A 24,112-nucleotide genomic window follows, 5' to 3' on the forward strand; every position below is an offset into this window, starting at 1 on the left:
TCAGGGTGCCAGGCAGTGCCCGGCACCCTGTCGCGATCACGGCTGGGCGATGCCCAGCTGCTGCAGCACGAACGCATACGACTCGGACAGCTCGCGGTAACGCTGGAAGCGCCCCGACTTGCCGCCGTGGCCGGCTTCCATGTTGGTGCGGAACAGGATCGGGTAATGGCCGGTGTTGTCGTCACGCAGCTTGGCCACCCACTTGGCCGGTTCCCAGTACTGCACCTGCGAATCCCACAGGCCGGTGCCCACGAACAGCGCCGGATAGGCCTGCTTCTTCACGTTGTCGTAGGGCGAGTAGGACAGCATGTAGTCGTAGTACGGCTTCTGCTCCGGGTTGCCCCACTCGTCGTACTCGTTGGTGGTCAGCGGAATGGTCGGGTCGAGCATGGTGGTGACCACGTCGACGAACGGCACCTGCGCCACCATCACGCGGTAGTCCTGCGGCGCCTGGTTGGCCACCGCGCCCATCAGCAGGCCACCGGCGCTGCCGCCGGAGGCCGCCACGCGATCCTTCGCCGCCCAGCCCTGCGCCACCAGGGCACGGGTGACGTCGATGAAGTCGTTGAAGGTGTTCTGCTTGCGCAGCAGCTTGCCGTTCTCGTACCAGTCGCGGCCCATTTCCTGGCCACCGCGGATGTGGGCAATGGCATACACCACGCCACGGTCGAGCAGGCTCACCGCGGTCTGGTTGAAGTACGGGTCCATCGACATGCCGTAGCTGCCATAGGCGTACTGGAACAGCGCGCCCTTGCCGTCCTTCTGGTAGCCCTTGCGGTAGACCAGCGACACCGGCACCTTCACGCCATCGCGCGCGGTGATCCAGACGCGGTCGGTTTCGTACTTCGACGCGTCATAGCCGATCACCGGCTGCACCTTCAGCTGGCGACGCTCACCGGTGGCGGTATTCAGTTCGAACACCGTGGTCGGGGTGGTCATCGAGGTGTAGATGTAACGCAGCCACGGCGTGCCGGCTTCGGTATTGTCGCCCAGGCCCATCGAATACGCCGGCTCATCGGCCTTCACGTAGTCGCTGCGACCGTCCTTGAACAGCAGGCGGATGCGCTCCAGGCCTTCGGAACGTTCGGCGATGGCGGTGTAGCTGTCGAACAGTTCGAAGCCCTCGATGAACACGGCATCGTCATGCGCGATCCAGTCCTTCCACTGCGCGCGCGAGGTGGCATCGGTGGGTGCGGTGACCAGCTTGAAGTTCTTCGCACCGTCGTTGGTGCGGATCACCCAGCGGCCATCGTAGTGGTCGGCGTCGTACTCGACGTCGCGCTGGCGCGGCGCCAGCACGGTGAACGTGGTCGGGTCGCTGGCGGGTGCATAGCGCTCTTCCGAGGACACGGTGCTGTGCACGCCGATGGTGATGAAGCGATCGTCGCGGGTGCGGCCGATGCCCATGTAGAAGCTGTCGTCCTTCTCTTCGTAGACGACGGTGTCGGCGCTGGCCGGGGTGCCCAGCACATGCTTCTTCACGCGTACGGTCAGCAACGTTTCCGGATCGTTCTCGACGTACAGCACGGTGCGGTTGTCGTCGGCCCAGACCAGGTCGCCGGAGCTGCCGGTAATCACGTCCGGCAGCAGCTTGCCGGTGGCCAGGTCCTTGAAGCGGATCGTGTACTGGCGGCGGCCGACGTCATCATCGGCCCAGGCCAGCAGCTGGTTGTCCTGGCTCACTTCCATCGAGCCGACGCTGAAGTAGCCCTTGCCGGCAGCCATCGCATTCACGTCCAGCAGGATCTCTTCGGCCGCGTCCATGCTGCCCTTGCGGCGCGCATGGATCGGGTAGTCCTGGCCGGTCTCGAAGCGGCTGTAGTACCAGTAGCCGCGCTCACGCGCCGGCACGCTGGAATCGTCCTGCTTGATGCGGCCGACGATCTCCTTGTACAGGGTGTCTTCCAGCGGCTTCAACGGCGCCAGCAGCTGGTCGGCATAGGCATTCTCGGCCTGCAGGTAGGCCAGCATGTCCTTGTTCTCGCGCTTGTCGTCGCGCAGCCAGTAGTAGTCATCGCTGCGGGTCGCGCCGAACGGCGCCTTGACCACATGCGGATGCTTGGCGGCATCCGGCGGAACGGGCGGCGTGGCGGCGGTAGCGGTGGTGGTCATCAGGCTGGCAAGCAACAGGCAGAGGGTGGATTTCATGAGATAGGGCTCCTTGAGGGGCAATGCAATGGCGTCCTTGCACCCGAGTCTGGGTTGCGGAAGGACGGCGGGCAACCCTGCGGAACGTCATGGTGGCCATGCCTGCCAGTAGTGCCGGCCGCTGGCCGGCAACCTCACGGCCTGCGGGTGGGTCGGTTGCCGGCCAGCGGCCGGCACTACCAGAGCGCGTGACCCCGGTGCGCGGCGTACCATGGGCTGCATGAGCACCCTGCCCCACACGCCGGGCTACAGCCGGCGCAGCCATGAAATCGCCCCGTTCCACGTGATGTCCCTGCTGGCCCGCGCGCAGGCGCTGGAACAGGCCGGCCATGATGTGATCCACCTGGAAATCGGCGAACCGGACTTCACCACGGCCGAACCGGTCGTGCGTGCCGGCCAGGCCGCATTGGCCGCCGGCCATACCCGCTACACCGCCGCACGTGGCCTGCCGGCGCTGCGCCAGGCCATCAGCGGCTTCTATCGCAGCCACTACGGGCTGGACATCGACCCCGAGCGCATCCTGGTCACCCCTGGCGGCTCCGGGGCGCTGCTGCTGGCCAGCAGCCTGCTGGTCGACCCCGGTCGCCACTGGCTGCTGGCCGACCCCGGCTATCCGTGCAACCGCCACTTCCTGCGCCTGGTGGAAGGCGGCGCGCAGCTGGTGCCGGTCGGGCCGGAGACCGCCTATCAACTCACTCCGTCGCTGGTCGAACAGCACTGGAACGCGGACAGCGTCGGCGCGCTGGTCGCCTCGCCGGCCAACCCCACCGGCACCGTGCTCTCCGCCGACGAACTGGCAGCCCTGTCGCAGACCCTGCACGCGCGCGGCGGCCACCTGGTGGTGGACGAGATCTACCACGGCCTGACCTACGGCCTGGATGCGCCCAGCGTGCTGCAGGTGGACGACAGCGCATTCGTACTGAACAGTTTTTCCAAGTACTTCGGCATGACCGGCTGGCGGCTGGGCTGGCTGGTGGCACCGCCGGCGGCGGTGCCGGACCTGGAGAAGCTGGCGCAGAACCTGTACATCAGCGCCTCGAGCATCGCCCAGCATGCCGCACTGGCGTGTTTCAGCGAGGAAGCGATGGCGATCTTCGAGCAGCGTCGCGAAGCCTTCCGCCAGCGCCGCGATTTCCTCCTGCCGGCATTGCGTGAACTGGGCTTCCGTATCGAAGTCGAGCCGCAGGGTGCGTTCTACCTGTACGCCGATGTCAGCGCATTCACCGATGACGCGCAGGCGTTCTGCGCCCACTTCCTGGAAACCGAGCACGTGGCATTCACGCCGGGGCTGGATTTCGGCTTCCACCGTGCGAACCAGCACGTGCGGTTGGCCTACACGCAGGAAGTGCCGCGGTTGCAGGAGGCGGTGGCGCGGATCGCGCGCGGGTTGAAGCGCTGGCTGGGATCACGCTGACGGTAGTGCCGGCCGCTGGCCGGCAACGGCATCATCCACGCATTCCCGGTTTGCCGGCCAGCGGCCGGCTCTACCGGTAAAGAAAAACGCCGCCCTGGGGCGGCGTTTTCCGTTCTGCTTACTTACCGCCGAGGCGTTCCCACAGGAAACTGTAGGCCAGCGCCGACATGTGTGCGGCCTGCGCGTTGTTGGCTGCGCCGCCGTGGCCACCTTCGATGTTCTCGTAGTAGGTCACGTCCTTGCCGGCATCGATCATCTTCGCCGCCATCTTGCGGGCATGGCCCGGATGCACGCGGTCATCGCGGGTGGAGGTGGTGAACAGCACCGGCGGGTAGTTCTTCTTCGCGTCGAACAGGTGGTACGGCGAGAAGGTCTTGATGAACTCCCAGTCGCTGGTATCCGGGTTGCCGTACTCGGCCATCCACGACGCACCGGCCAGCAGGTGGCTGTAGCGCTTCATGTCCAGCAGCGGCACCTGCACCACCACCGCACCGAACAGCTCCGGGTACTGGGTCAGCATGTTGCCGGTCAGCAGGCCACCGTTGCTGCCGCCCTGCACGCCCAGGTGCTTGGCAGTGGTGATCTTGCGCTTGACCAGATCGCGTGCCACGGCGGCCATGTCTTCATAGGCCTTGTGGCGGTTCTGCTTCAGCGCCGCCTGGTGCCAGCGCGGGCCGTACTCGCCGCCGCCACGGATGTTGGCAACCACGTACACGCCGCCCTTCTCCAGCCAGGCGCGGCCCATGCCACCGGAGTAGCCCGGGGTCAGCGAGATCTCGAAACCACCGTAGCCATAAAGCAGGGTCGGATTGGAGCCGTCCAGCTTCATCGCCTTGTCGTGCACCACGAAGTACGGCACGCGGGTGCCGTCCTTGCTGGTGGCGAAGTGTTGCTCGATCACCTTGCCCTTGGCATCGAAGAAGGCCGGCATGGTCTTCAGCGTTTCCGGGGCCTGTCCGATCTCGGCCAGCGCCAGGGTGGTCGGGGTCAGGTAGTCGGTGGCGGTCAGCCACACCGCGTCGCTGTCGTTGCTGTCGACCGCGGCCACGCCCAGCGTGCCGAAGGCCGGCGCGCCGACGAAGCGGCTGGTCTGCCAGCCATTGGCGCCCGGGGTCAGCACCGACAGGCGGTTCTTGACGTCGTCCAGCACGTTCAGCACCAGATGGCTCCTGGTCCAGGTGGCGCCGGCCAGCGAGGTGGTCGCGGTCGGGGTGAACAGCACGTCGAACTCACGCTTGCCGGCCAGGAAGTCATCCAGCCGGGTCGCCAGCAGCGAACCGGACGCATAGGTCTTGCCACCCACGGTCCACGGATCACGCAGTTCCAGGGTCAGCCACTGCTTGTGCAGGCCCTTCTCGGCCGAGTTCGGCGCGTCGATCTTGGTCAGCGTGCCATCGTCGCCACGCAGGTAGATCTCGTTGTTGTAGAACGCCAGCGTGCGGCTGACCAGGTTGCGTTCGTAGCCCGGAGTGTCATCGTGCATCGCCGCGATGTACATGTCTTCCGGCTTGCCTTCATACACCACGCTGGCGGAGGCCATCGGCGTACCACGCTTCCACAGCTTGGCCACGCGGGGGTAGCCGGAGGTGGTCATCGAGCCGGCACCGAAGTCGGTGTAGACGAACACGGTGTCGCGATCGATCCAGTTCAGGCCACCCTTCGACTCGGGACGGAAGAAGCCGTCCTTGATCCAGCTCTTGCTGGACAGATCGAATTCGCGGGTGACGTCGGCATCGGCACCACCGCGCGACAGCGCGATCAGGCAGCGGCTGTAGTCCGGGCGCAGGCAGTCGGCGCCGTGCCAGACCCAGTTCTCGCCCTCGGCCTTGTTCAGCGCATCCAGGTCGAGCACGGTTTCCCACTGCGGCGAGGCCTTGCGGTACTCGGCCAGCGTGGTGCGCCGCCACAGGCCGCGCTCGTGCTGCTGGTCCTTCCAGAAGTTGTAGTAGTAGTCGCCGATCTTCTGCACGGCGGGAATCTTGGCGTCGGAGTCGAGCACCTCGCGGATGCTGGTCTCCATCTGCTTGAAGGCCGGGGTCTGCGCCAGGCGCGCCTCGGACTTGGCATTCTGTTCCTTGACCCAGGACAGCGGCTTGTCGCCGGTGACGTCCTCCAGCCAGGCGTAGCGATCGGTGTCTTCAGCGGCCACGGCGGTCCCCACCGAGGCAGCGGTCATCATGCCGGCCAACAGGCAGGCGGAAGCGAGTCGAGACATTGCAGCTCCAGGCAGTCATAAGCCGTGGAACGCTAGCATGGATCGCTGCAGCCGCTCCCGTGTCGAAGGTCAGGCCGCGGCGGTCGAGCCACGGCGGCCACCACGGACCGCGCCACGGCTGCGGCGTCGCGCCTGTCCACCGGTGCGACGGGCCAGCCGCAACCACGACAGACGCAGCACAGGGAACCGCAACAGCGCCCACCAGGCCACCAGCGGCATGCCCACCAGCCACATCGGCAACCAGCCCAGCCAGGCGTTGCTGCCACGAGCGGCTGGCCAGACCAGGACCAGTGCCAGGCCGGCCAGGGCGACCTGCCGCACGCTGCGCAGCAGGCGCGGATCGGCGCGTTCAATAATGACGCGTTCAGTTGCAGGGCGACGAACGGAACGAGCGTTCATGGGGCTTCTCCGGTAGACAATGCAACACAGCTTGGGCAAGGCCCTTCTCACAGGTTGCGACACCATTGACGGATCGCGTGCACACAGTCGACCATGCGCGTGCAAGCCCACAGGAGCCCGCTCCCGCATGACTTCGATCCGCCCGCTCTGCGCCGCGCTGCTGGCCCTTTCCCTGGCCGGCCCCGCCGTGGCCGCCAGTGAGCCGCCGTCGCCCCGTACCAGCGCCTCTGGTGCGGCTGCCCTGGACGCGCCGATCGACCTGAAGCGCTTCATGGGCACCTGGTACGTGATCGGCCGCGTGCCGAACTTCATCGAACGTGGCCATGTCGCCAGCGTCAACGAGTACGAGCTGCGCGACGCGCACAAGGTCGGCATCACCTACCGCTACCGTGACGGCTTCGGCGAACCGCTGCAGGAAGTGCGTGCCCGCGCCAGCGTCGACCCGGACAGCGGCAACCATGGCTGGCGTACCTGGTTCTACCGCGTCGTGCCGACCCATTCGCGGGTGCTGGAAGTGGCGCCGGATTATTCCTGGGCGCTGATCGGCTACCCCGGCCGTGAGATGGCCTGGATCTTCTCGCGCACCCCGGACATGGACAAAGTCCTCTACAAGGAGCTGGCCGAGCGCCTGCGCGACGAGTACGGCGTGAACACCGACAAGCTCAAGCGCGTGCCACAGCACCCCGAGCAGGTCGGCAAGCTGGGCTACGAAGTGCCGAACGTGCGTTGACTGGACCGCGGGATTGCCGGCCAGCGGCCGGCACTACCCGAACCCGGCATTCTGCTATCTGCGGCTGTAATGCGCGACCAGGCGGTCGCCGAGCATCTGCAGCAGCTGCACCAGGACCAGCAACAGGACCACGGTAACCAGCGCCACGTCGGTATGCGAACGCTGGTAGCCGTCGCGGAACGCCAGGTCGCCGAGGCCACCGGAACCGATCGCACCGCCCATCGCGGTGAAACCAATCAGCGCCACGGTGGTGACCGTGGCCCCGGCAATCAGGCCGGGGCGCGCTTCGGGCAGCAGCACGCGGGTGACCAGCTGCCAGGTGGTGGCGCCCATCGCCTGGGTCGCCTCGATCACGCCCCGGTCGACTTCACGCAGCGCGGTCTCGACCAGGCGCGCATAGAACGGTGCCGCACCGATCACCAGCGGCACGATCGCACCGCGCACGCCCAGCGAGGTTCCCATCAGGAACAGGGTGACCGGGATCAGCACGATCATCAGGATGATGAAGGGCACCGAACGCAGCAGGTTCACCACCAGCGCCAGCACGCCATAGGCGAACGGCCGGCGCTTCATCTGCGGTGCGCCGAACAGGTACAGCAGCACGCCCAAGGGCAGGCCGATGGCCAGGGTCAGCGGCAGCGAACCCAGCAGCATCAGCAACGTGTCGATGGTGGCCTGGCCGATGTCGGCCCACTTGCCCGCATCCAGGTGGCGGAAGAAGCCGCCGGCAGTCGCGATGATCATCGACGCAGTTCCTCAACATGCACGCCGGCGGCCACGAAGGCGGCCTGCGCGGCGGACTGGTCGCCGCCCACCAGGGCGACCACCAGCTGGCCATACGGGGTGTCCTTGATCCGGTCGATACGGCCGGACAGGATGTTGTAGTCGACCCCGGTCTCGCGCGCGACGCTGCCGAGCAGGGGTTCGTAGGTGTCGCCACCCAGGAAGGTCAGCCGCACGATGCGGCCACCGACGGCATCGAAATCGCGGTGCAGCGTACCCTCGTCCACATGCTCCGATTCGCTGACGAAACGGCGCGTGGTCGGGTGCTGCGGGTGCAGGAACACCCGGGTGACCGGGCCGGTCTCGACCATCTGGCCGGCGTCGAGCACGGCCACGCGGTCGCAGACGCGGCGGATCACATCCATCTCGTGGGTGATCAGCACGATGGTCAGGCCCAGCTCGCGATTGATCTTCGACAGCAGCGACAGCACAGACGCGGTGGTCTGCGGGTCAAGCGCACTGGTCGCCTCGTCGCACAGCAGGATCTGCGGACGTGTTGCCAGCGCGCGGGCGATGCCGACGCGCTGCTTCTGGCCACCGGACAGCTGTGCCGGGTACTTCTGCGCGTGCGCTTCCAGGCCAACGGTCTGCAGCAGCTCGGCCACACGCGCGTCGATTTCCGCTTTCGGCGTGCCGGCCAGCTCCAGCGGGAAGGCCACATTCCCGGCCACCGTGCGCGAGGACAGCAGGTTGAAGTGCTGGAAGATCATGCCGATGCGCCTGCGCAGCGCGCGCAGGCCGTCCGCGTCCAGTGCAGTGGCATCCTCGCCGCCGATCAGCAGACGACCACCGCTGGGCTCTTCCAGGCGGTTGATCATGCGGATCAACGTCGACTTGCCGGCGCCGGAATGGCCGATGATGCCGAATACCTCACCGGCTTCGATGGTCAGGTCCAGCGGTTGCAGCGCGCTGACTTCGCGGCCGGCAACGGCATAGGATTTGTGCAGGCGCTGGAACTCGATCACGGGCGTGGCTCACCGGCTGGGTGACGGAAGGGGGCGTGCAGCCTACCAGCGCCGGCGCTCGCGCGCCCGCGCCATGGGCCAGAATGTTATTCCTTTTGGTTCTAAGGCGCCTATGAAGCCTCGCACCCGGTAGTGCCGGCCGCTGGCCGGCAACTCCTCACGCTGGAGGGATCCGCTGCGGTTGCCGGCCAGCGGCCGGCACTACCCCCCGGGTTCAGGGATGATCCAGCGGCTTCGGCGGTTCCTGCCGGTTCACCCGCTCGCGGTGCAGCAGATACAGCCCCGAAGCCACGATGATCGCTGCACCCACCCAGGTATAGCCGTCCGGCAGCTGGCCCCAGAAGGCCAGGTCCCAACCGATCACCCAGACCAGGCCGCTGTACTCCAACGGCGCGATCATCGACGCCTCGCCCAGCTGGAAGGCCTTGGTCAGGGCAATCTGGCCCAGTGCCCCGGCCAGGCCCATGCCGGCGATCAGCGGCGCATGCGCCAGCTGCAGCGGTACCCAGCCGGGAAGGGCCAGCAGGCCCGCGCCGATCGCCATGATCACCAGGAACCAGACCACCATCGACTGCGAAGTATCGGTACGGGTCAGCAGGCTGACCGTGATCGCAGCCACGGCATAGGCGGTGGCCGCGGCAAGCACCATCAGCCCCGGCACCGAGATGAAGCCATCCACGCCCGGCCGCAGCACCACCAGCACGCCGACCAGGCCGATGCCGATGGCCACCCAGCGCCGCGGCCCGACCCGTTCACCGAGCAGCGGCACCGAGAGTGCAGCGATAAGCAGCGGCGCAACGAAATAGATGGTGTAGGCGGTGGACAGAGGCAGGTCGCGCAGGGCGAACACGAAGCAGCCGATCATCGCCATGCCCAGCGCGCCGCGCAGCAGGTGCAGGCCCCAGCGCCGCGGCACCAGCGAGCGCGGGCCGGCACTGACCAGCACCCAGACCAGCACGAACGGCAACGAAGCAGCGCCGCGCAGGAAGGTCACTTCCAGGGTGGGATAGCTGGCCGACAACTGCTTCATGCCAGCGTCCATCAGCGAGAAACAGGCGACCGCAGCGACCATCCAGGCCACCGCACGCGAGGGGGAGCGTTGCAGGTTCATGGCCCATTATCGCCCGGTCGTCGCCTTCTGTAGAGCCGAGCCGACGCTCGGCTCCGTTGTGAAGAGCAGCCGAGCATGGGCTCGGCTCTACAGAGGGCGGGTAAGCGGGCCCTCGCGATAGAATGGCCGCCACTGAAACCTGCGGAGCACCGCCCATGCCTTCCTTCGACGTCGTGTCTGAAGTCGACACCCACGAGCTGACCAACGCCATCGACCAGGCCAACCGCGAACTGGCCACCCGCTTCGACTTCAAGGGCGTGGACGCCAAGTTCGAGCGCGATGGCGATGTCATCAACCAGACCGCGCCGACCGAGTTCCAGCTCAAGCAGATGAACGACATCCTGCGTGCACGCCTGGCCGCGCGCGGCATCGACGTGCTGAGCCTGGAGTTCGGCGACATCGAGACCAACCTGGCCCAGGCCCGGCAGAAGATCACCGTCAAGCAGGGCATCGAGCAGAAGATCGCCAAGAAGATCGCCGCGGCCCTGAAGGAAGCGAAGCTGAAAGTGGAAAGCCAGATCAACGGCGACAAGCTGCGGGTGCAGGGCAAGAAGCGCGATGACCTGCAGGACGCCATCGCCGTGCTCAAGGCCGGCAAGTTCGAGCTGCCGCTGCAGTTCAACAATTTCCGCGATTGATCTGCCCGCCGGGCATGGCCCGGCGGACTGCAACGTCAACCGCGCAGCAGCTTGTACAGCGTGGTGCGCGAGATGCCCAGCTGGCGAGCGGCCAGGCTCAGATTGCCGTCCGCCGCCTGCGCCGCACGGCGCGCCGCTTCACGCTGCTGATCACGCAGCAGCGGTGCATTCATCGTCGCCGCTGGAGGGCTTTGCGCGCTGCGGCCAGCAACCTTGCGCGGCGCCTGCAGGTGCTGCAGGTAAACCGCACTGCCCTCGCCTACCCGCACCCGATGCGGCGCCCCGGGTTGCAGCAGGCGCCGCCGCTGCGCGGCACTGGCGCCGGCAAACACGCTTTCCAGGTCCAACAACGGCAACGGTCCCCGACGCGGCAGGCCCAACAGGCGCCGCGCAACACGGTTGGCCGCGCGCAGCTGGCCATCCTCCTGCACCGCCAGCAGCCCCTGCAATGGCGACGCCAGCCAGCGCGGATCATGCTGCAGCGCCAGCAGGTGCACGTCGGCAAGCGCGTGGAACAACCGGTTCTCGCTGGCCAGCGCGGCCTGCCGGAAGTAGCCCTGCAGCAACGAGGGATCGCGCTCACCCAGGCCGGTGATATCGATCACCCCGCATACCTGCCCATCGAGATCGTGCAGTGGCTCGCTGAGGCAGAACACCGGGGCGAACCGCTGCAGGTAGTGTTCATTACCCCGTACCAGCGCAGGCAGGTCGTCGGCCAGGCTGACTGCCGGTGCCGTGGTGCCGATCTCGCCCTCGCCCAGCCTCCGCCCGACCTGGATCGGACGCAGCAGCGGTGCATCTTCCAGGCCATGGGCCTGCTGCGCGATCACCATGCCCTCACGGTTGGCACAGAACATCGTCCAGCCACGCCCGCCAAAGGCGGCCCACAGCTGTTCCAGCTCCGGCCGCACGCAGCGCGCGAGCCGACGGTCGCCGGGATCGGAAAGATGCCGGCCATCACCCAGCAGCGGACGGTAGTCCGGCTCCTGCCCGGGCAGCAGGCCCGCCGCGCGCGAACGCAGCCATGACTGCTGCAGCGGCAGCGGCAACACGCCCAATGAACGCGCATCGCCCTCGGCGAAGGCGGCGCGTGCCGCCACCAACTGCTGTTGCCCGACTGTCGTGGCCATCATGGATGCAGCCTACACCCGCCAGCGGCAACGCCACGTTACGTTCCGACAACGGAATGTTTCCGCCAGCGGGTCAAACAAGGGGTCAGAGCCGCTTTCCTTTGAAAAACGGATCCGACCCCGTGCCGACCAACGGTCGGCACCCACCAACAGCAGCGGGAACCTGTCGAAGGCGGGGTGGGTCCGGTTGCGGGGGGCCAGATCAGTCAGCCGCATGGATGCGGCTGCCAAGCCCCCAGGGAAGGGCTTACGGCGTCCCCCGCAACCGGACCCACCCCGCCACACACCCGGAAACCCGCTGTTGCTGTTGCAGTTGACGTTGCTTGAGGCGGGTGCAGGGCGCAGCCCTGCAGCCCCCGCCTTTCCCCCTACGCCGCGATGCGCAGGATCGGCTTGAGCGTGATTCCCTTCGTACTGTCCTCCGCCGCCTGGTTGATCTGTTCCAGCGGATAGAACTTCACCAGCTTGTCGAACGGGAAGCGGCCCTGCTGGAACAGCGTGACCAGCTGCGGAATGAACACCTGCGGCACGCTGTCACCTTCCACGATGCCGCGGATGCTGCGGCCACCGAGCAGCAGGTTGTTCACATCGAAACTGGCGGTGGTGCCCAGCTTCGGCGCGCCGACCACGCCCATCATGCCCAAGCCGCCCAGCGCTTCGATACCGGCGGAGAGTACCTCCGGGCGACCGGTCGATTCCAGTGCGAAATCAGCACCACCGCCAGTGATCGCGCGCACGGCCTCGACCACATCGGTCTCGCGGCTGTTGACCACGTGGGTGGCACCCAGTTCCAGCGCCAGCTCCAGCCGCGACGGCACCACGTCGATGGCGATGATGGTGGTGGCGCCGGCCACCTTGGCCGCCATCACCGCACTCAGGCCGACCGCGCCGGCGCCGTAGCTGGCGAAGCTGCTGCCCGAACGCACCTGCAGCGAATTGAGCACCGCACCGGCACCGGTCTGGATGCCGCAGCCCAGCGGGCCCAGCAGTTCCAGCGGCGCATCGTCGGGCACCTTGATCGCGTTGATCTCGCGCGCAATGGCGAAGGTGGCAAACGAAGACTGCGCGAAGAAATGGTCGTGCAGCGGCTGGCCCTGCGTATCGGTGATCGCGGTATGACCGTGGCCATCATCGCCACCGAAGTTCAGTGCGAAGAAGTCCTTGCAGTAGGCACCATGGCCGCCGCGGCAGGGATTGCAGTGACCACAGGCGCCATAGGTCAGCACTACGTGGTCGCCCACCTTGAGGTCGCGCACGTTGGGGCCGACCGCCTCGACAATCCCGGCGCCTTCGTGGCCGAGTACCGCAGGCAACGGCACCGGGTAGTACTGATCGCGCACGATCAGATCGGTGTGGCACAGGCCGGTCGCCACCACCTTCACCAGCACCTCGTCGTCCTGCGGGCCGCGCAGCCGCGCCTGCTCGATGACGAAGGGCTGTTCCTTGCCGCGGACCACGGCGGCAGTGATCTCGCGTGTTGTCGTGTTGCTGCTCATCGCAATGCTCCTTCGATCAGATCGGGTAGGCGGGCGCTTCGCCCTTGACGGTCAACCACTGCCACTGGGTGAACTCTTCCCCGTTGGCGGGGCCACCGATACTGGTGCCGTTGCCGGATGCACCGACGCCGCCGAAGGGATTGATCACTTCGTCGTTCACGGTCTGATCGTTGATATGCAGCAGGCCGGTGCGCAGGCGCTCACCGAGCTTCAGCGCGCGCCCGACATTGCTGGACACGATGGCCATCGACAGGCCGTACTCGCTGTCGTTGGCCAGGCGCACGGCCTCGTCGTCATCGTCGAACGGCACCACCACCGCCACCGGTGCGAAAATCTCTTCGTTGAACGCCGGATTGTCGGCAGAGACGTTGCCAAGCACGGTCGGCGCGAAGAACAGATCGCGATGGGTACCGCCTGCCTCCAGCGAGGCACCGGCCTGCACCGCCTGCTCGACCACGCGCGCGGCGTGGTCACGCTGGCCAGCATTGATCAGCGGGCCGATGGCCACCTCTTCGCGTGCCGGATCTCCCACCTTCAACGAATTGGCCTTGGCCACCAGCTTCTGCAGGAACGCATCATGGATCTTCCGATGCACCAGCACGCGGCCGGTCGCCATGCAGATCTGTCCCTGATGCAGGTAGACGCCCCACGCGGTGTTGGCCACCGCCAGGTCGAGGTCGGCATCGTCGAGGATGATCAGCGAGTTCTTGCCACCCAGCTCCAGCGACACCTTCTTCAGGTGCTTGCCCGCCGCTTCGCCGACCTTGCGCCCGGCCGCAGTGGAGCCGGTGAACTGGATCATCGCCACGTGCGGATCGCTGGTCAGCGCGGCACCTGCCGCGCCATCACCGGGCAGCATGTGCAGCACTCCTGCCGGCAGCCCGGCCTGCTCGAACAAGCGTGCGATCACCGCGCCGCCACACACCGCCGTGCGCGGATCCGGCTTCAGCACCACGGCGTTGCCCAGCGCGATCGCCGGCGCCACCGCGCGCATGGCCAGGTACAGCGGGAAGTTGAAGGGCGAGATGACCCCGACCACGCCCAGTGGCCGGCGCCGTGCCAGGTTCAGACGGCCCGGCTCGGACGGCAGGATCTCGCCGGTGCTGCGCGAAGGCAGCGCCGCGGCTTCGTGCAACGCCTTGATGGTGACCTTGGCCTCAAAGCCGGCCTTCAGGCGAGTGGAGCCGCTTTCGCGCACCAGCCACTCGACCAGGGTGTCGATGTTCTCTTCGGCCAGGCGTGCCGCTTTGCGCATAACCTCAGCGCGCTGCTCGTAGGGCGCTGACGCCCACGCCTGTTGCGCCTGGGCAGCGGCTGCCGCCGAGTGCGCCACCTGCGCCGGGTCAGCCAGGCCGATCTCGCCGAGGGTGTTGCCGGTGGCCGGCTCGATCACCGGCTGCCGTTGCGCAGCCGCCTGCCAGTGACCATCGAAGAAGGCGCCGGCCCAAAGGGCATCCGGCAGCCACGGGGAAGATGCAGTCATGGGTGTCCTCCTGTGTCGTGCGTCCATTCCACGCCCGCCGTCCGCGGCAGGCAATCGGCCATCCAGCGGTCGCCCGCAAGGGCTTGAATCGGCGGGAATTTCCAGCATGGCGACTGTCCAGTTCCTGCACAGTGAACAGCGCGGCGGCGGCACACTGCATACAATGTCCGCCCCGCCAGCCGACGTGCCCGCCATGACCGATGCCCACCTGCCCACCGATGACCCGATCGCCGCCACCCGCCTGTGGCTGGAGCGCATCGTCATCGGCCTGAACCTGTGCCCGTTCGCCAAGGCGGTGTACGTGAAGGACCAGGTCCGTTTCGTGCTCAGCGATGCGACCACGCCGGAAGCGCTGGTTGAACAGCTGGCCGAGGAGCTGGTGCTGCTGCGTGACACGCCAGCCGAGCAGATCGACACCACGCTGATCGTGCATCCGCAGGTGCTGACCGATTTCCTCGACTACAACGACTTCCTCGACAACGCCGATGCGGCGATCGAGGCGCTGGACCTGCAGGGCATCCTGCAGGTGGCCAGCTTCCATCCGGACTACCAGTTCGAGGGCGTGGCCGCTGACGACGCCAGCAACTACACCAACCGTGCGCCGTTCCCCACCCTGCACCTGCTGCGCGAGGACAGCGTGGCACGCGCGGTGGACGTCTATCCGGACCCGGACGTGATCGTCGAGCGCAACATCCAGACCCTGGACCGCATCGGCGTGGACGGCTGGCATCGCCGCCTGCGTGGCGACGACCTGTCATGAGCCGCGTGCCGCCGATTGCCGCATGGCCGGCCGCGCCGCTGTCGGGCAAGGTGGCGCTGATCACCGGGGGGGCCAACGGCATCGGCCGCGGCATCGCCCAGGCCGTGCTCGGTGCCGGTGGCCGCGTGCTGATCGGCGACCTGGACATGGAGGCCGGGCAGGCCTGCTTGGACGAATGGCAGCGCGGCGATGACGCTGCGTTCCAGCGCCTGGACATCACCGACGAAGCCAGCGTGCGCGCGTTCATCGCCGAAGCGCTGCGTCGCTTCGGCCACATCGACGGACTGGTCAACAATGCCGGCATCGCCGGGCCGCACGGCACGCGGCTGCAGGACATGGACTGGGACGAGTGGCAACGCCGCCTGTCGTCGCTGCATGGTGCGTTCCTGTGCAGCAAGCACGCGCTGCCCGCGCTGTCGGCCAGTAGCGCGGGCGCGATCATCAACATCGCTTCGACCCGCGCCTGGCAGTCGGAGGCGCACAGCGAAGCCTATGCGGCCGCCAAGGGTGGGTTGGTCGCCTTCACCCATGCGCTGGCGATCAGCGCCGGCCCGGCGGTGCGGGTGAACAGCATCAGCCCCGGCTGGATCGGTACCACCGCCTGGCAGGCGCCCTCGCGCCGTCACGAGCCTGACTACTCGGCCACCGACCACGCCCAGCACCCGGTCGGCCGGGTCGGCCAGCCCGAGGACATCGGCGCGCTGGCGGTGTACCTGCTGTCGTCGCTGTCCGGCTTCACCACCGGCCAGGACTTCGTCGTCGACGGCGGCATGACCCGGAAGATGATCTACGCCGAATGACCCGCCTCATCCACGCATGGCGTGGATCTACTGAAGATCATTGGTAGATCCACGCCATGCGTGGATGGCGGTGAAGTGCCAACCAGGGTTGGCACCTACCAGAGCGGCTTACGCCATGCCCGAATGGCGCAGCAGCGCGTCGATCTGCGGTGCGCGGCCGCGGAAGGCCTTGAAGTTCTCCGCCGCCGGGCGGCTGCCACCCCGCGACAGGATCTCATCGCGGAAGCGTGCACCGGTTTCCGCCAGCGCCTGCGGCGCTTCCTCGAACGCGGCGTAGGCATCGGCGCTCAGCACCTCGGCCCACTTGTAGCTGTAGTAGCCCGCCGCATAGCCACCGGCGAAGATATGGCTGAACTGGTGCGGGAAGCGGTTCCAGGCCGGCGGATGATTCACCGCCACTTCCGCACGCACCCGATCGAGCAGCGCCAGCACGCTGTCCTGCGCCGGCTCGAACTGGCTGTGCAGCAGCATGTCGAACAGGCCGAACTCCAGCTGGCGCACGGTGGCCATGCCACTGTGGAAGTTGCGCGCGGCCAGCACGCGCTCGTACAGCGCGCGCGGCAACGGTTCGCCGCTGTCCACGTGCGCGGTCATGCCCTGCAGGTGCTCCCATTCCCAGCAGAAGTTCTCCATGAACTGGCTCGGCAGTTCCACCGCATCCCACTCCACGCCATTGATGCCGGCCACGCCCAGCTCACCGATGCGGGTCAGCAGCTGGTGCAGGCCATGGCCCATTTCATGGAACAGCGTGGTCACTTCGTTGTGGCTGAAGGTGGCCGGCTTGCCATTGGCACCGCGACCGAAGTTGCACACCAGATAGACCAGCGGCGTCTGTACGCTGCCATCGGCACGCACGCGGCGGTTGCGGCAATCATCCATCCACGCACCACCGCGCTTGCCCTCGCGCGCGTACAGGTCCAGATAGAACTGGCCGACCAGCACGCCCTGCGCGTCGACCAGGCGGAAGAAGCGCACGTCCTCGTGCCACACCGGCGCGCTGTCTTCCTGCACGCGCAGGCCGTACAGCTGCTCGATCACCGAGAACAGGCCGCCCAGCACCTTCGGCTCGGTGAAGTACTGCTTCACTTCCTGCTCGGAATAGCTGTAGCGCGCCTGCTTCAGGCGATCGGCGGCGAAGGCCAGGTCCCAGGCCTGCAGCTGCTCGATGCCCAGCTGCTCGCGCGCGAATTGCTCCAGCTCGGCGCGGTCCTTGGCCGCGAACGGCTTGGCACGTGCAGCCAGATCGCGCAGGAAGCCGAGCACTTCGGCCGGGTCCTGCGCCATCTTGGTCGCCACCGAATACTCGCCGTACGAACCGAAGCCGAGCAGGTTGGCCAGCTCTGCGCGCAGGGCGAGGATGCGGTCGATATTGCCGCCGTTGTCCAGCGCATCGTCGCCGAATTCGGATGCGCGCTGCGCACTGGCGCGATACAGGATCTCGCGAAGGTCACGGTCCTCGCCACAGGTCTGCACCGGCAGGTAACACGGCATCTGCAGGGTCAGTTTCCAGCCTGTTTTCCCATCCTTTTCTGCCGCAGCGTGCGCGGCGGCCTTCACGTCATCGGGCAGGCCGGCCAGGCGCGCTTCGTCCTCGATGATCAGCGACCACGCATCGGTAGCGTCCAGCACGTTCTGCGAGAACTTCGCCGACAGCGCCGACAGTTCCTCCTTGATCGCGGCGAAGCGCTGCTGGGCCTCGGGCTCCAGTTCGGCGCCCCCCAGGCGGAAATCGCGCAGGGTGTTGTCCAGCACCTTGCGCTGGGCCTCATCGAAGGTCGCCGCCTCGGGGCTGCCGGCCAAGGCCTGGTACTGGCGATACAGCGCCAGGTTCTGGCCCAGTGCACTGGCAAAGCGGGTCACCCGCGGCAGGTTGCTGTTGTAGGCCTCGCGCAGTTCCGGCGTGTTGACCACGCCCTGCAGGTGGCCGACCAGGCCCCAGGCGCGCCACAGGCGCTCGGTGGCATCGTCCAGCGGGGCCACGAAGGTCTGCCAGGTGACCGGCTGCACCTGCTCGGCGGCGCTGACAGCGGCTTCCGCCTCGGCCAGCAGCACATCCAGCGCCGGCGCCACATGCTCCGGGCGGATCGCCTCGAAACGCGGCAGGCCGGAAAAATCGAGCAGGGGGTTGGCAACGGTCACGGCAGGTCTCCAAGGTACGGGCCCGGCAGGCGGGCAGCCCGTTAGATATGGCGCTGCCAGGCGAGGCTGACAAGGGGGCGCGGCCCGATATTCACGTCGGCCTTACGGTCACGGCTCGAAGCTCTGGCTGCGGGGGAGTCCGCAGCGGTACGTATCGAACGAGGCCCCACATGGAAGGTCTGGCTGCAGTTGCATCCGCCTCACCGGCACGGTCGCTGGCGCTGTCCGCCAGTACGGCCGAACTGACCTGGATCGCCGCGCTGTGCGATGCCGGCGACGACGCCCCGCGCCACCTGCAGCAATTGCAGACGGTGCTGCAGCAGGGTGGCACGTTCAACGATGCCCAGGAGTGGTACCCGTTCGAAGTGATCGAACGCGGCGCCAGCCAGTTGCGGCTGGGCCATGAGCGCGAGTTCGTGATCTGCGTACTGCTGTGGCTGCAGGCACTGGCCCAGGGCCGCGCCAGTACCCTCGATCCCGGCCTGCATCTGGATGACCGCGCGATGGACATCGAGGCGCTGCCCGATACCCTGCGTGATGCGGTGCTGGATGCGTTCACCGCGGCGGGGTATTGAGACGCCCTCGTGACCGCCGGGCATGATCGGTAGCGCCGGGCCATGCCCGGCGGCAACGTTGGCCGTCCTACAACGCTTCCAGGCTGCACCATGGCAATGTCGGCAGCCCGTGCCCGGCCACCGCCGCCGCCAGTTGCGCATCGGCGCCGTCGACATCGATGCCCTGCCGCGCGTACCACGCCGGGTCGTAATAGCTCTGCGCGTAGCGCTCGCCGCTGTCGCACAGGATGCTGACGATGCTGCCCTGGTGGCCCGCCTCACGCATCCACTGCGCGGCCTGCAGCACGCCGATGAAGTTGGTGCCGGTGGAGCCACCAACGCGGCGCCCCAGCTGGCGGCTGACATGGCGCATCGCGGCCAGGCTCAGCGCATCGGGCACCTTCACCATCGCATCGACACTGGTCGGGATGAAGCTCGGCTCCACCCGCGGCCGGCCGATGCCTTCCACGCGCGAGCCACCGCTGCAGGTCAGGCCGCGCCAATCCTGTTCACCGGCCACGGCTGCTTTGTAGCCATCGAAGAACACCGACACTTCCGGGTCCGCGCACAGGATGCGGGTGTCATGCCGGCGGTAGCTGACATAACGGCCCAGCGTGGCGGCGGTACCGCCGGTGCCGGGGCTGCATACGATCCATTCCGGAACCGGGCTCGGTTCTTCGGCCATCTGCTTGAAGATGGATTCGGCGATGTTGTTGTTGGCGCGCCAGTCGGTCGCGCGTTCGGCGTAGGTGAACTGGTCCATGAAGTGGCCGCCTGTTTCGCGGGCCAGCTTTTCCGAATCGCAGTTGAGATCGCAGGCACGCTCGACCAGATGGCAGCGGCCCCCGTGGAACTCGATCGCCGCGATCTTCTCCGGCGAGGTCGTGGCCGGGATCACCGCAATGAACGGCAGGCCGAGCAGCCGCGCGAAATAGGCTTCGGAGACAGCGGTCGAGCCGCTGGATGCTTCGATCACCGGGCGCCCTTCGCGCAACCAGCCATTGGTCAACGCATACAGGAACAGCGAGCGCGCAAGCCGGTGCTTCAGGCTGCCGGTGGGATGGCTCGATTCATCCTTCAGGTACAGGTCGATGCCCTCGAACCCTGGCAGCGCCAACGGGATCAGGTGGGTATCGGCGGAACGGTTGAAATCGGCTTCGATCTTGCGGATGGCGGCGGCCACCCATTCACGCTGCGACATGGCGGGCAATCGTTGTCAGGACGGAACGGTGCGATCCGGCCATTGTACGTCGCAGTGCCGTCAGGTGCTGGCCGGTAGAATGGCCCCATCCGGCCGGCAACGGCCCTGTCTGAAGGACCTCCCCCATGACCATTCCCGCCCTGCGCGATGTTCCCGGCGTCGCCGCCCAGGCCCCGGCCGAAACCACCGGCTTCGTGTTCAACCACACCATGCTGCGGGTGAAGGACATTACCGCCTCGCTGGACTTCTACACCCGCGTGCTCGGCTACCAGCTGATCGACAAGCGCGACTTCCCGGAGGCCCAGTTCAGCCTGTACTTCCTGGCCTACGTGCCCGCTAGCGTGACGGTGCCGGAAGATGACAACGCCCGCCGCCTGTGGATGGCCGGCCTGCCGGGCGTGCTGGAACTGACCCACAACCACGGCACCGAGAACCAGGACGGCGCGGTCTACCACGACGGCAACAGCGACCCGCGCGGCTTCGGCCACATCTGCGTGTCGGTGCCGGACATCGAGGCCGCCTGCCAGCGCTTCGAGGACCTCGGCGTGACCTTCCAGAAGCGCCTGACCGACGGCCGCATGAAGAACCTGGCCTTCATCAAGGACCCGGACGGCTACTGGGTCGAGATCATCGCCAACGCCTGACCCGGAAAGGGGCACAATTCCGGTAGCGCCAGGCCATGCCCGGCGGCCTTGAGCAGGCCGCGCTGCGCGCTCGCCGGGCACGGCCCGGCGCTACCGACTCCGTCCCCTTTTTTGCGAGGTTCGTATGGAAACGATGGAACTTCACCGTGGCCGCCTGATCGACCACATCCAGCTGGTAGTGCGCGACCTGGCGGCCAGCCGCCGCTTCTACCAGGCGGTGTTCGACACCATCGGCATCCCGGTGGCCGGTGAAGGCGATGACTACTTCTGGGCCGACGAGCTGTTCATTTCCAGCGCCAGCAGCGAGGCCGCCGCTGGCCAGCTGACCGGACGCCACCACCTGGCATTCCAGGCCCGCGACACCGCCACTGTCGATGCCTTCCACAGCGCCGCCATTGCCGCCGGCGGCACCGACAACGGCGCGCCCGGCGAACGCCCCTACCACCCGGGCTATTACGGCGCGTTCGTGCTCGATCCCGATGGCAACAACATTGAAGTGGTCTACCACGGCCCGGCCAACTACAGCGCCGACTCGGTGAAGGTCACTTTCTGATTTCACCGATGCCGTGAACGAAGAAGCCGGGCAATGCCCGGCTTCTCTGCTTCCGACGGTGTGGCCCTCAGTGGGCGGCCATGTAGATGTCCTGCAGCACGGCCTTTTCCAGCTCCAGCTCGCCCAGCAGGTTCTTCACGATGTCGCCCAGGCTGAGGATGCCGACTAGGCGGGTGCCTTCGGTGACCATCAGATGACGGCGCCGCGAGTACGTCATCAACGACATGGCCTGCTTCAGGGTGGCCTCCGGGGCGATGCCTTCCAGGCCGGTGGACGGCAGGCTGGAAATCACCCGGCGGCCGGCCTGCGGGCCGTCGTCGGCCAAGGTGCGCACGATGTCCTTTTCGGAAATGATGCCGACCGGGGCATCGTCCTTCATCACCACCAGCGCAGCGATCCTGTTCGCGCTCATCTTGTGGGCGGCGGCACCGATGGTGTCTTCGGCGTCGATGGTGATGACAGCTTCTTTCTTGGATTGCAGGAGTTCGCGGACGTTCATTCTTGTTTCCTGGTGCAGGTCACTGAAGTCAAAAAAGTGTGCTCTTCCGATACGCCCCCTCCCCGGGAACAGACCTTTCAGCGCACGTCTGGCGCACACGCCGGCCTTGGGAGATGGATCGGCAGGCATCGTGCTGCAACGCGAACGAGGTGGGTTCAACCGCTCACCCTGGACCTCGGTCAACTTGATTCTACGACTGCGACCATCGGTCACTACCGGCATCGATGGGACAGTTCGTCGTGGGAACCAACCGACGATCCAGAGAATGGCACCGCGGCTGAAACCGCCGCTGAATACACGCGATGCCGCGTGTTAAAGATTGATTGATGGCTGCCGACGGCGGACAGAACACCCTGAGGCTGTCCCACTTCGCACGGACTCCGGCACAAACGAAAGGGGGCCACTGGGGCCCCCTTCGCTTGCAGCATCCAACAGAGCCGACGGGTGTTACTCCACTGTCACGCTCTTGGCCAGGTTGCGCGGCTTGTCCACGTCGGTGCCACGCGCCAGCGCGGTGTGGTACGCCAGCAACTGCACCGGAATGGTGTGCACGATCGGGCTGAGCACGCCGGCATGGCGCGGTGTACGAATCACGTGCACGCCTTCGGACTCGTTGAAGTTGCTGTCCTGGTCGGCGAACACGAACAGCTCGCCACCACGGGCGCGCACTTCCTGCATGTTCGACTTCACCTTTTCCAGCAGGCTGTCGTTCGGCGCGATCACCACCACCGGCATGTCCTCATCCACCAGCGCCAGCGGGCCATGCTTCAGCTCGCCCGCCGGGTAGGCCTCGGCGTGGATGTAGGAGATTTCCTTGAGCTTGAGCGCGCCTTCCAGCGCGATCGGGTAGTGCAGGCCGCGGCCCAGGAACAACGCGCTGCTCTTGCGCGCGAAACGCTCGGCCCACGCAGCGATCTGCGGCTCCATGTTCAACGCGTGCTGCACGCTACCCGGCAGGAAGCGCAGCTGCTCCAGGTAGTCCGCTTCCTGTGCCGCGTCGATGCGGCCATGCAGCTTGCCCAGCACCACGGTCAGCTGGAACAGTGCCGCCAGCTGGGTGGTGAAGGCCTTGGTCGAAGCGACGCCGATCTCGGCACCGGCACGGGTGTAGCAGACCAGTTCGCTGGCCCGCGGAATCGCACTTTCCGGCACGTTGCAGATCGACAGCGTGTGCTTGTGCCCCAGCGACTTGGCGTACTTCAGCGCTTCCATCGTATCCAGCGTTTCGCCGGACTGGGAAATGGTGACGATCAGGTGCTTCGGGTTGGCATACGCGGCGCGGTAGCGGTACTCGCTGGCGATCTCCACGCTGCACGGCAGGCCGGCGATGGCCTCGACCCAGTAGCGTGCAGTCAGGCCGGCGTAGTAGCTGGTACCGCAGGCGATGATCTGCACGCCCTCGATGCCCGACAACACCGCCTCGGCGTTCTTGCCGAACAGCTCGGCCGGGAAACCACCGGCGTCGATCGCCGCCTCGATGGTGTCGCCCAGCGCGCGCGGCTGCTCGTGGATTTCCTTCTGCATGAAGTGGCGGTACGGGCCCAGCTCCAGCGATGCCAGCGACACGTCGGACAGATGCACGTCGCGCTCGACCGGCTGGTCGTGCTCGTCGAAGACGCGCACGCCGTCGCGGCGGATTTCGGCGGTGTCGCCCTCTTCCAGGAAGATCACCTTGCGCGTGGCCGAGATCACGGCCGAGACGTCGGAGGCGACGAAGTTCTCGCCTTCGCCCAGGCCGATCAGCAGCGGGCAGCCCATGCGCGCGCAGACGAAGCGCTCCGGCTCGGCGCGGCTGACCACGGCCAGCGCGTAGGCGCCGGTCAGTTCCTTCACCGTGTGCTGCAGCGCCACCAGCAGGTCGTCGCCATCCTTCAGGTGGTGGTGGATCAGGTGTGCGATGACTTCGGTATCGGTCTGCGACTCGAAGGTGTAGCCCATCGCGCGCAGCTTCTCGCGCTGCTCTTCGTGGTTCTCGATGATGCCGTTGTGCACCAGCGCCACGCCCTGGCTGATATGCGGATGCGCATTGGCCTCGGTGACACCACCGTGGGTGGCCCAGCGGGTATGACCGATGCCGAGCACCGCGTTGAAACCCTCGGCCTCGGCCGCCGTGGCCATTTCCGACACTCGGCCGGTACGACGCACGCGACGCACCTCCGACCGCTCGGCATGGTCGATCACCGCGATACCCGAGGAATCGTAACCACGGTACTCAAGGCGCTTCAGACCCTCGATCAGCACCGGCACTACGTCGCGATCAGCGATCGCACCCACGATTCCACACATGTCACGCGTTTCCTTGAAGACGATCGTCGCATTCTAGCCTGCGCGTCCGGCTTCCCCCTCCTGTCCGCTTAATGAAAGTGTCCGGAAAGGTGTCCGCGGACACCCGGACACTTCAGACGCCCACCCAACTCATTGATGGAAAAGGAAATAAAGTTGGCACGCTA

The 24,112-nt window shown here is 66.8% G+C and carries 21 protein-coding genes; 8 read left to right on the plus strand and 13 right to left on the minus strand.

Translation table 11 applies throughout. The annotated features are described in order from the left end of the window. Nucleotides 1–36: 36 nt before the first annotated feature. Nucleotides 37–2,148 carry a S9 family peptidase gene (locus ACZK29_RS18875; RefSeq protein ID WP_478446356.1) on the minus strand — a complete coding sequence of 704 codons (2,112 nt, stop codon included), beginning with the start codon at nucleotides 2,146–2,148 and terminating at the stop codon, nucleotides 37–39. A gap of 220 nt (nucleotides 2,149–2,368) precedes the next feature. On the opposite strand from ACZK29_RS18875, the gene ACZK29_RS18880 reads away from it, so the two are divergent. Further along, the gene (locus tag ACZK29_RS18880) at nucleotides 2,369–3,562 is read left to right on the plus strand and encodes a pyridoxal phosphate-dependent aminotransferase (protein WP_204301849.1); all 1,194 of its coding nucleotides are present in this window, start codon (nucleotides 2,369–2,371) and stop codon (nucleotides 3,560–3,562) included. A 118-nt stretch (nucleotides 3,563–3,680) separates the two neighbouring features. On the opposite strand, the gene ACZK29_RS18885 is transcribed toward ACZK29_RS18880, so the two are convergent. Together ACZK29_RS18885 and ACZK29_RS18890 are read right to left on the minus strand one after the other, a co-directional pair. Further along, the gene (locus tag ACZK29_RS18885; RefSeq protein WP_111202817.1) at nucleotides 3,681–5,777 is read right to left on the minus strand and encodes a prolyl oligopeptidase family serine peptidase; all 2,097 of its coding nucleotides are present in this window, start codon (nucleotides 5,775–5,777) and stop codon (nucleotides 3,681–3,683) included. Nucleotides 5,778–5,846: 69 nt separating this feature from the next. Next, nucleotides 5,847–6,176: a hypothetical protein gene (locus tag ACZK29_RS18890; RefSeq protein WP_478446357.1), complete on the minus strand. Its 330-nt coding sequence runs from the start codon at nucleotides 6,174–6,176 to the stop codon at nucleotides 5,847–5,849. 127 nt (nucleotides 6,177–6,303) lie between these two features. Between ACZK29_RS18890 and ACZK29_RS18895 the strand changes: the two genes are divergently transcribed. Further along, entirely contained in the window at nucleotides 6,304–6,906 is a 603-nt protein-coding gene (locus tag ACZK29_RS18895; protein ID WP_111202818.1) for a lipocalin family protein, read from the plus strand. A gap of 54 nt (nucleotides 6,907–6,960) precedes the next feature. Here the strand turns inward: ACZK29_RS18895 and ACZK29_RS18900 are convergent, their stop codons facing one another. The 3 genes from ACZK29_RS18900 to ACZK29_RS18910 form a co-directional block, all read right to left on the minus strand. Then, nucleotides 6,961–7,650, minus strand: a complete 690-nt coding sequence (locus ACZK29_RS18900; protein ID WP_032961215.1) for a methionine ABC transporter permease — start codon at nucleotides 7,648–7,650, stop codon at nucleotides 6,961–6,963. Beyond that, nucleotides 7,647–8,654 (minus strand): methionine ABC transporter ATP-binding protein, encoded by a 1,008-nt coding sequence (locus tag ACZK29_RS18905; RefSeq protein ID WP_111202819.1) that lies wholly within the window; start codon nucleotides 8,652–8,654, stop codon nucleotides 7,647–7,649. The genes ACZK29_RS18900 and ACZK29_RS18905 overlap by 4 nt, the downstream gene beginning before the upstream one ends. 214 nt (nucleotides 8,655–8,868) lie before the next feature. Continuing rightward, nucleotides 8,869–9,765, minus strand: coding sequence for a DMT family transporter (locus ACZK29_RS18910; RefSeq protein ID WP_111202820.1), 897 nt, complete (start codon nucleotides 9,763–9,765; stop codon nucleotides 8,869–8,871). Nucleotides 9,766–9,920: 155 nt separating this feature from the next. On the opposite strand from ACZK29_RS18910, the gene ACZK29_RS18915 reads away from it, so the two are divergent. Continuing rightward, the gene (locus ACZK29_RS18915) at nucleotides 9,921–10,403 is read left to right on the plus strand and encodes a YajQ family cyclic di-GMP-binding protein (protein ID WP_010481366.1); all 483 of its coding nucleotides are present in this window, start codon (nucleotides 9,921–9,923) and stop codon (nucleotides 10,401–10,403) included. A gap of 35 nt (nucleotides 10,404–10,438) precedes the next feature. Here the strand turns inward: ACZK29_RS18915 and ACZK29_RS18920 are convergent, their stop codons facing one another. The 3 genes from ACZK29_RS18920 to ACZK29_RS18930 form a co-directional block, all read right to left on the minus strand. Beyond that, a complete protein-coding gene (locus ACZK29_RS18920; protein ID WP_478446358.1) occupies nucleotides 10,439–11,533 on the minus strand; it encodes a helix-turn-helix domain-containing protein in 1,095 nt (364 codons plus the stop codon). 368 nt (nucleotides 11,534–11,901) lie between these two features. Continuing rightward, the gene (locus tag ACZK29_RS18925; RefSeq protein ID WP_478446359.1) at nucleotides 11,902–13,029 is read right to left on the minus strand and encodes an NAD(P)-dependent alcohol dehydrogenase; all 1,128 of its coding nucleotides are present in this window, start codon (nucleotides 13,027–13,029) and stop codon (nucleotides 11,902–11,904) included. Between the two features lie 16 nt (nucleotides 13,030–13,045). Continuing rightward, nucleotides 13,046–14,512: a benzaldehyde dehydrogenase gene (locus ACZK29_RS18930; protein WP_478446360.1), complete on the minus strand. Its 1,467-nt coding sequence runs from the start codon at nucleotides 14,510–14,512 to the stop codon at nucleotides 13,046–13,048. A gap of 193 nt (nucleotides 14,513–14,705) precedes the next feature. Between ACZK29_RS18930 and ACZK29_RS18935 the strand changes: the two genes are divergently transcribed. Both ACZK29_RS18935 and ACZK29_RS18940 read left to right on the plus strand, forming a co-directional pair. Continuing rightward, entirely contained in the window at nucleotides 14,706–15,272 is a 567-nt protein-coding gene (locus ACZK29_RS18935) for a DUF1415 domain-containing protein (RefSeq protein WP_164147128.1), read from the plus strand. Continuing rightward, nucleotides 15,269–16,072: an SDR family oxidoreductase gene (locus tag ACZK29_RS18940; RefSeq protein WP_164147119.1), complete on the plus strand. Its 804-nt coding sequence runs from the start codon at nucleotides 15,269–15,271 to the stop codon at nucleotides 16,070–16,072. The genes ACZK29_RS18935 and ACZK29_RS18940 overlap by 4 nt, the downstream gene beginning before the upstream one ends. 108 nt (nucleotides 16,073–16,180) lie before the next feature. Here the strand turns inward: ACZK29_RS18940 and ACZK29_RS18945 are convergent, their stop codons facing one another. Further along, entirely contained in the window at nucleotides 16,181–18,211 is a 2,031-nt protein-coding gene (locus tag ACZK29_RS18945; protein WP_478446361.1) for a M3 family metallopeptidase, read from the minus strand. 170 nt (nucleotides 18,212–18,381) lie between these two features. On the opposite strand from ACZK29_RS18945, the gene ACZK29_RS18950 reads away from it, so the two are divergent. Then, complete coding sequence (locus ACZK29_RS18950) at nucleotides 18,382–18,786, plus strand: hypothetical protein (RefSeq protein WP_111202923.1); 405 nt, start codon at nucleotides 18,382–18,384, stop codon at nucleotides 18,784–18,786. A 67-nt stretch (nucleotides 18,787–18,853) separates the two neighbouring features. Here ACZK29_RS18950 and ACZK29_RS18955 read toward each other — a convergent pair whose 3' ends face one another. Continuing rightward, nucleotides 18,854–19,966, minus strand: a complete 1,113-nt coding sequence (locus ACZK29_RS18955) for a PLP-dependent cysteine synthase family protein (protein WP_478446362.1) — start codon at nucleotides 19,964–19,966, stop codon at nucleotides 18,854–18,856. A 125-nt stretch (nucleotides 19,967–20,091) separates the two neighbouring features. Between ACZK29_RS18955 and gloA the strand changes: the two genes are divergently transcribed. Together gloA and ACZK29_RS18965 are read left to right on the plus strand one after the other, a co-directional pair. Next, entirely contained in the window at nucleotides 20,092–20,610 is a 519-nt protein-coding gene (gene gloA / locus ACZK29_RS18960; RefSeq protein WP_478446363.1) for a lactoylglutathione lyase, read from the plus strand. A gap of 124 nt (nucleotides 20,611–20,734) precedes the next feature. After that, the gene (locus ACZK29_RS18965) at nucleotides 20,735–21,163 is read left to right on the plus strand and encodes a VOC family protein (RefSeq protein WP_106550945.1); all 429 of its coding nucleotides are present in this window, start codon (nucleotides 20,735–20,737) and stop codon (nucleotides 21,161–21,163) included. A gap of 67 nt (nucleotides 21,164–21,230) precedes the next feature. Here the strand turns inward: ACZK29_RS18965 and ACZK29_RS18970 are convergent, their stop codons facing one another. Further along, on the minus strand, nucleotides 21,231–21,662 hold the full coding sequence (locus ACZK29_RS18970; RefSeq protein WP_005411115.1) for a CBS domain-containing protein: 432 nt from the start codon (nucleotides 21,660–21,662) through the stop codon (nucleotides 21,231–21,233). Between the two features lie 447 nt (nucleotides 21,663–22,109). Further along, the gene (glmS, locus tag ACZK29_RS18975) at nucleotides 22,110–23,948 is read right to left on the minus strand and encodes a glutamine--fructose-6-phosphate transaminase (isomerizing) (protein WP_106550946.1); all 1,839 of its coding nucleotides are present in this window, start codon (nucleotides 23,946–23,948) and stop codon (nucleotides 22,110–22,112) included. Nucleotides 23,949–24,112 lie beyond the last annotated feature (164 nt).

The sequence above is a fragment of the Stenotrophomonas sp. 89682_Sma genome, from assembly GCF_056481405.1.

Bases quoted from the DNA above. Each gene is read 5' to 3' on its own strand.
- ACZK29_RS18920 (WP_478446358.1), bottom strand. From the start codon at position 11,533: ATGGCCACGACAGTCGGGCAACAGCAGTTGGTGGCGGCACGCGCCGCC.
- ACZK29_RS18930 (WP_478446360.1), bottom strand. From the start codon at position 14,512: ATGACTGCATCTTCCCCGTGGCTGCCGGATGCCCTTTGGGCCGGCGCC.
- glmS (WP_106550946.1), bottom strand. From the start codon at position 23,948: ATGTGTGGAATCGTGGGTGCGATCGCTGATCGCGACGTAGTGCCGGTG.
- ACZK29_RS18925 (WP_478446359.1), bottom strand. From the start codon at position 13,029: ATGAGCAGCAACACGACAACACGCGAGATCACTGCCGCCGTGGTCCGC.
- ACZK29_RS18940 (WP_164147119.1), top strand. From the start codon at position 15,269: ATGAGCCGCGTGCCGCCGATTGCCGCATGGCCGGCCGCGCCGCTGTCG.
- ACZK29_RS18890 (WP_478446357.1), bottom strand. From the start codon at position 6,176: ATGAACGCTCGTTCCGTTCGTCGCCCTGCAACTGAACGCGTCATTATT.
- ACZK29_RS18955 (WP_478446362.1), bottom strand. From the start codon at position 19,966: ATGTCGCAGCGTGAATGGGTGGCCGCCGCCATCCGCAAGATCGAAGCC.
- ACZK29_RS18880 (WP_204301849.1), top strand. From the start codon at position 2,369: ATGAGCACCCTGCCCCACACGCCGGGCTACAGCCGGCGCAGCCATGAA.
- ACZK29_RS18970 (WP_005411115.1), bottom strand. From the start codon at position 21,662: ATGAACGTCCGCGAACTCCTGCAATCCAAGAAAGAAGCTGTCATCACC.
- ACZK29_RS18915 (WP_010481366.1), top strand. From the start codon at position 9,921: ATGCCTTCCTTCGACGTCGTGTCTGAAGTCGACACCCACGAGCTGACC.
- ACZK29_RS18895 (WP_111202818.1), top strand. From the start codon at position 6,304: ATGACTTCGATCCGCCCGCTCTGCGCCGCGCTGCTGGCCCTTTCCCTG.
- ACZK29_RS18950 (WP_111202923.1), top strand. From the start codon at position 18,382: ATGGAAGGTCTGGCTGCAGTTGCATCCGCCTCACCGGCACGGTCGCTG.
- ACZK29_RS18935 (WP_164147128.1), top strand. From the start codon at position 14,706: ATGACCGATGCCCACCTGCCCACCGATGACCCGATCGCCGCCACCCGC.
- ACZK29_RS18875 (WP_478446356.1), bottom strand. From the start codon at position 2,148: ATGAAATCCACCCTCTGCCTGTTGCTTGCCAGCCTGATGACCACCACC.
- ACZK29_RS18900 (WP_032961215.1), bottom strand. From the start codon at position 7,650: ATGATCATCGCGACTGCCGGCGGCTTCTTCCGCCACCTGGATGCGGGC.
- ACZK29_RS18885 (WP_111202817.1), bottom strand. From the start codon at position 5,777: ATGTCTCGACTCGCTTCCGCCTGCCTGTTGGCCGGCATGATGACCGCT.
- ACZK29_RS18965 (WP_106550945.1), top strand. From the start codon at position 20,735: ATGGAAACGATGGAACTTCACCGTGGCCGCCTGATCGACCACATCCAG.
- gloA (WP_478446363.1), top strand. From the start codon at position 20,092: ATGACCATTCCCGCCCTGCGCGATGTTCCCGGCGTCGCCGCCCAGGCC.
- ACZK29_RS18910 (WP_111202820.1), bottom strand. From the start codon at position 9,765: ATGAACCTGCAACGCTCCCCCTCGCGTGCGGTGGCCTGGATGGTCGCT.